5 protein-coding genes are annotated in these 4,800 nt (G+C 44.6%); 1 reads left to right on the top strand and 4 read right to left on the bottom strand.

Annotated elements, in window-relative coordinates; translation table 11 throughout:
- The first annotated feature begins 243 nt into the window (after positions 1 to 243).
- The gene (locus VIN08_RS03670) at positions 244 to 600 is read left to right on the top strand and encodes a T9SS type A sorting domain-containing protein (protein ID WP_331960397.1); all 357 of its coding nucleotides are present in this window, start codon (positions 244 to 246) and stop codon (positions 598 to 600) included.
- 11 nt (positions 601 to 611) lie between these two features.
- Here the strand turns inward: VIN08_RS03670 and VIN08_RS03665 are convergent, their stop codons facing one another.
- Genes VIN08_RS03665 through ligA form a run of 4 tightly spaced genes read right to left on the bottom strand, consistent with a single transcriptional unit; the run spans position 612 to position 4,541 of the window.
- The gene (locus VIN08_RS03665) at positions 612 to 1,106 is read right to left on the bottom strand and encodes a GNAT family N-acetyltransferase (RefSeq protein ID WP_331960394.1); all 495 of its coding nucleotides are present in this window, start codon (positions 1,104 to 1,106) and stop codon (positions 612 to 614) included.
- A complete protein-coding gene (gene dapA, locus VIN08_RS03660; protein WP_331960391.1) occupies positions 1,103 to 1,978 on the bottom strand; it encodes a 4-hydroxy-tetrahydrodipicolinate synthase in 876 nt (291 codons plus the stop codon). The genes VIN08_RS03665 and dapA overlap by 4 nt, the downstream gene beginning before the upstream one ends.
- A gap of 31 nt (positions 1,979 to 2,009) precedes the next feature.
- On the bottom strand, positions 2,010 to 2,516 hold the full coding sequence (locus tag VIN08_RS03655; RefSeq protein WP_331960388.1) for a DUF6913 domain-containing protein: 507 nt from the start codon (positions 2,514 to 2,516) through the stop codon (positions 2,010 to 2,012).
- A 9-nt stretch (positions 2,517 to 2,525) separates the two neighbouring features.
- Entirely contained in the window at positions 2,526 to 4,541 is a 2,016-nt protein-coding gene (ligA, locus tag VIN08_RS03650; RefSeq protein ID WP_331960385.1) for an NAD-dependent DNA ligase LigA, read from the bottom strand.
- Between the last annotated feature and the right edge of the window lie 259 nt (positions 4,542 to 4,800).

Genomic DNA, 4,800 nt, shown 5'->3' with positions numbered 1-4,800 from the left:
GGAAACAATATGCGATTTACATTAGGCACTGCTAACACTACACAAACTCCTTTACCGGTAGAATTACTTTCGTTGAATGTAAGCGCTTATGAAGAAAGTAAAGTGGCGATTGAGTAGAGTACGGCAACAGAGAAAGATAATGACTTCTTTACAGTAGAACGTTCAGCCGATGGTAAGGCATTTGAAGAAGTAGCGCATGTTGCCGGTGCGCAGACGAGCTATATAAAGCAAGACTATAAAGTAGTGGATGCTACTCCTTTCTCCGGATTATCATACTATAGATTAAAACAAACGGACCTCGATGGCAACGCTGAATTTCTGGGACTACGATCCGTATCGATAAAACCCGCAGTGGCTGAAATTTATCCCAACCCGGTAAATGGAACACAACTCAATGTTAAGGTAGAATCTTCCAATGATCCGTACGTGGTAAAGGTCATCAATTTATCAGGGAAAGAGTTGTTCAGGGAATACTATTCAAGCGCAGACGAGAACGGTACTTTGCAGATACATCTAAGTGAGAAGCCTTTTGCCGGTATGTACTTGTTGCAGATATATACCAACAACCACCTATATACCCAAAAGTTTATAGTGGAATAGGGGAGTATATACTACCCCTTCTTCCGCATCACAAAATCTTTCATCCAGTAAGGGCCGATGGGTATATCTTCTTCGCGGAGTTTGGTGAAGCCCATCTTTTCGTAGAATGTTATAGCCGGGTTATCGCGCTTTACATTCAGCTCCAGTGTATAGCCATTGTGTTGTTTTATCCGGTTGGTTACTTCATCGATCAGTAATCTTCCATAGCCTTTTCCCTGGTTATTAGGAAGTACGTAGAGCTTATGAAGCTTGTATATAGCCGGATCTTCTTTACGCGGTCCGTATGAAGCAAAGCCCTGGTCTCCCTGTTCATCGGCCAGCAATAAAAATTGCTGCGATCCTTCTTCCATCACTTTCTTCAGCGCATCGTGCGAGTAAATAGCATCCAGCATAAAGCGAATCTGCTCATCCGTAAGGAGAGAAGAATAGGTAGGCCACCAGGTTTTCTCTGCGAGATCCTGTATAATCGAAATGTCGGCTATACCAGCGTTGCGAATCGATATCATTTCTTTATCTGCTCGAACAACGTGTTGATGCGTTTCTTCAATCCTTCAGAAGCCGGTGCATGTGGCAAACGTACCAGTGGCGTGCAGATGTCGAGTAAAGACAATACATATTTTACACCGATCGGGTTGCCTTCTTCGTACATCGCTCCGTTCAGGTCCGACAGTTTATATAGTTCTTGCGCTGCCTTGGTATAATTACCGGCCTGTACAAATTCTTTGATCTTGCGGAAGATAACCGGGAATGGATTGGCGAGTACAGATATAACGCCATGACCACCGATAGAGTATATCGGCAGCGCCAGCATATCATCACCGGAAAGCAGCAGAAAATCTTTCGGCATATACTTCGCGATCTTGATGCACTGCTCCAGGTTGCCTGACGATTCTTTTATACCGATCACATTCTTGTGTGCGGCTAGCCTCAGCGTTGTTTCGGCTGCCATGTTAGAACCCGTGCGGCCCGGAATGTTGTAGAGTATAACCGGCACCGGAGATGCATCGGCAATCTTTTTAAAATGTTGGTAGATACCTTCCTGTGATGGCTTGTTATAGTATGGACTTACAGAAAGAATAGCATCAACACCTTTCAGATCGGTTTCATGAATGATCTCCAGTATCTCTTCGGTGTGGTTGCCACCAATGCCATATACTATTGGCAGGTTCTTGCTGTTATTGTCCTTTACGAATTGCAATATCTTTTTCTTCTCTTCACTGCTTATCGTGGGCGACTCACCGGTTGTGCCGAGCACAACGTAGTAATCCGCACCCTTCGCTGTATGGTTCAGTAATTTTTTGAGGGCCTTGTAGTCAACTTCCAGCGACTCCGTGAACGGTGTAACCAGTGCTACACCGGTTCCATGAAACTTCTTCATAAAGGGTTGGTATTGAAATTCGTAAATGTTTCTACTTCAATTGGGCTGCATACTTATACATGCCATCGACCAGGGCTTGTGTATTGGCAACCGATTCAATCATGAGGTCGAGATATAGCTGGCCATCATCAAAGAATTTTCCTACACGGCACTTGGCCTTGCTTTTGGCCAGCAAATGTAACACGAGCGGATTAGGAGTTAAGTCGATATAGAATAAAAAATCAAACGGTGCTTCAGCAAACTGCAGCGCAGTAGAGGAGGTGATGTTGCCCCAGAACGACAAGTCTTTCTCCGTAAAGAAGTCGAAACGAAACTCGAAGTTGTCGTGCTTGGCCGGTAAATATTCCAGTACCTGCACATTCTTTTCGTCCTGCTCCAGTTTCTTAATGAACTCCTTTACGATAAAGTGCTTCTGTTTGTCTTCTACCGAGAAGATGAGGCCCACCGTTTTTGCCTGCTTGTAACCTACATTAGCACGTAAAGCTTTATTTTTTTTAAGGAGTGCATTGGTTTTGATTTTCAAAAAGTTAAGCCTCATTGCCAGTAGTTATGATGTAAGTCCGTTCAATAATTTTTCAAAGTCTTGTTCCGAGATGATCTTCACACCAAGCTTCTCTGCCTTCTCGCGCTTTGAAGGCCCCATATTATCACCTGCGAGCAAATAATCCAACTTCCCCGAAACGGAAGATAACACTCTTCCGCCATTCTGAACGATGATATCCTGTAATTGTTCGCGCTCGTACTTTTGAAATACACCGGATATCACGAACGATTTGTTGTTCAATACATCACTCACCTTTTCCGGTTCTTTCGCGGTGCTTTCAAATTGTAGCCCGGCTTCCTTGAGTCGTGTGATCTCGGTCTGGTTCTCCGGATTGCCAAAGAACTGAAATACACTTTGTGCGATCTTCTCACCGATCTCGGGAGCTTTCAGCAATTCTTCCGGAGTTGCTTTCGCGATATTATCGATCGACTTGAAATACCGCGCTAACTTTTCAGCAACAGTTTTACCAACATAGCGAATGCCAATCGCGAACAATACACTCTCGAATGGTATAGCTTTCGAGCCTTCAATACCTTCGAGTAAATTCTTTGCAGATTTGTCTTTAAAGCCATCGAGGCGAAGCACATCTTCGCGTGTGAGTTTATAGAGATCAGCCGGACTCTTTACAAGTCCAAGATCATATAGCTGACGAATGGTTTGTTCACCGAGTGAGTTTATATCCATCGCCCTGCGTTGTATAAAATGTTCGATGCGTCCTTTTATCTGCGGAGCACAACCGTTGATGTTAGGGCAATAGAAAGCAGCTTCACCTTCAACGCGTATCAGCTTGGTATTACACTCGGGGCAGTGTGTGATATACTGTATCGGAGTAACACTCGGTGTTCGCTTCTCCATGTCGACACCGGTAACTTTCGGAATGATCTCGCCACCTTTTTCTACAAATACATAATCGCCAATGCACAGATCGAGTTGAGCAATCTGGTTAGCATTATGAAGCGAGGCACGCTTCACTGTTGTGCCTGCGAGAAATATAGGTTCAAGTTCTGCCACCGGAGTTACTGCTCCGGTTCGTCCTACCTGGTAGGTAACGCCGTTGAGACGTGTGCTGAGACTTTGTGCTTTATATTTATAGGCTATAGCCCACCGCGGACTTTTTGCTGTAAAGCCGAGGCGCTCCTGGTGTTCGAGACTATTTACCTTAACAACCACACCATCCGTTTCGAGTGGCAGGGTATGGCGATCGGTATCCCACTTGTTAATATACTGCAGTACTTCCTGTATATTTTTACACTTCTGGTAAGTCTTCGATACATGGAAGCCCCATTGCTCCAGTTTGTGAATAGCTTCCGAATGTGTATTGGCATGATCGCCCAATAATGCATAGGTATAGCAATCCAGTTTTCTGCGTGCTACCTCCGTAGAGTCTTGCATCTTTACCGTGCCCGAAGCCGTATTGCGTGCGTTGGCGTAGCGTTCTTCACCTATATCTTCGCGCTCTTTGTTGAGTTGAGCAAAAATTTCTTTTGGTAAAAAAACTTCTCCGCGTACTTCGAATGACTCCGGTATATCTGTGCCTTTTACTTTCAATGGAATAGAGCGAATAGTTTTGATGTTGTTCGTTACATCATCGCCACGCACACCATCACCGCGTGTTACACCGCGCACCAGGAGTCCGTTCTCATACGTAAGACTCATGGAGACGCCATCGAACTTCAGTTCGCACATATACTCATACGCATCGCCTTCGAGACCTTTGGCTACACGGGCATCCCAATCTTCCAGTTCTTCCTGGCTATAGGTATTGCCCAGCGAAAGCATGGGATACTTGTGATATACCGTAGCAAATTCTTTGGTTATGGTGCCACCCACCCGTTGAGAAGGAGAGTCCGGCTGCTTGAACTGCGGAAACTCTTTTTCAAGCTGCTCCAGTTTTTTCAGCAGCATATCAAATTCCTGGTCACTGATCTCTGTTTTGTTTTGCTGATAATAGAGATCGTTGTGATACTGAATCTTTTCGGTGAGCTGTTGTATTTCTTTTTGCGCCTGCGTGGGTGTCATACCGGAGAATTAAGCGCCCTAAGTTAATAGAAAAAAGTAACAGCCATTTGTTTCCCGCGGATCGCGCAGATGAACGCAGATGAAATGCAGAATTATTTCCCACGGAACTCACAGATTTTCACAGATAAATGCGGAGGTCGGAAAGTCAGAGAAGTCGGGAAGTCCGGAAGAAAGCTAAAAGTAAAAAGCAGTGTGCATTTCACTTCAACATTCGTTGATCGATGTTCCTTGTTCGATATTCAATTCTGCATTTGAAAAA

This window comes from Ohtaekwangia sp. (assembly GCF_036568665.1).
Taxonomy (GTDB): domain Bacteria; phylum Bacteroidota; class Bacteroidia; order Cytophagales; family Cyclobacteriaceae; genus Ohtaekwangia.
The sequence above is the reverse complement of the archived record's forward strand: the minus strand, read 5'-3'. Positions and strand labels throughout refer to the sequence as shown.

Excerpts from the sequence above, each read along its gene's own strand:
- VIN08_RS03665 (WP_331960394.1), bottom strand. The coding sequence starts at position 1,106 with ATGATATCGATTCGCAACGCTGGTATAGCCGACATTTCGATTATACAG.
- dapA (WP_331960391.1), bottom strand. The coding sequence starts at position 1,978 with ATGAAGAAGTTTCATGGAACCGGTGTAGCACTGGTTACACCGTTCACG.
- VIN08_RS03655 (WP_331960388.1), bottom strand. The coding sequence starts at position 2,516 with ATGAGGCTTAACTTTTTGAAAATCAAAACCAATGCACTCCTTAAAAAA.
- ligA (WP_331960385.1), bottom strand. The coding sequence starts at position 4,541 with ATGACACCCACGCAGGCGCAAAAAGAAATACAACAGCTCACCGAAAAG.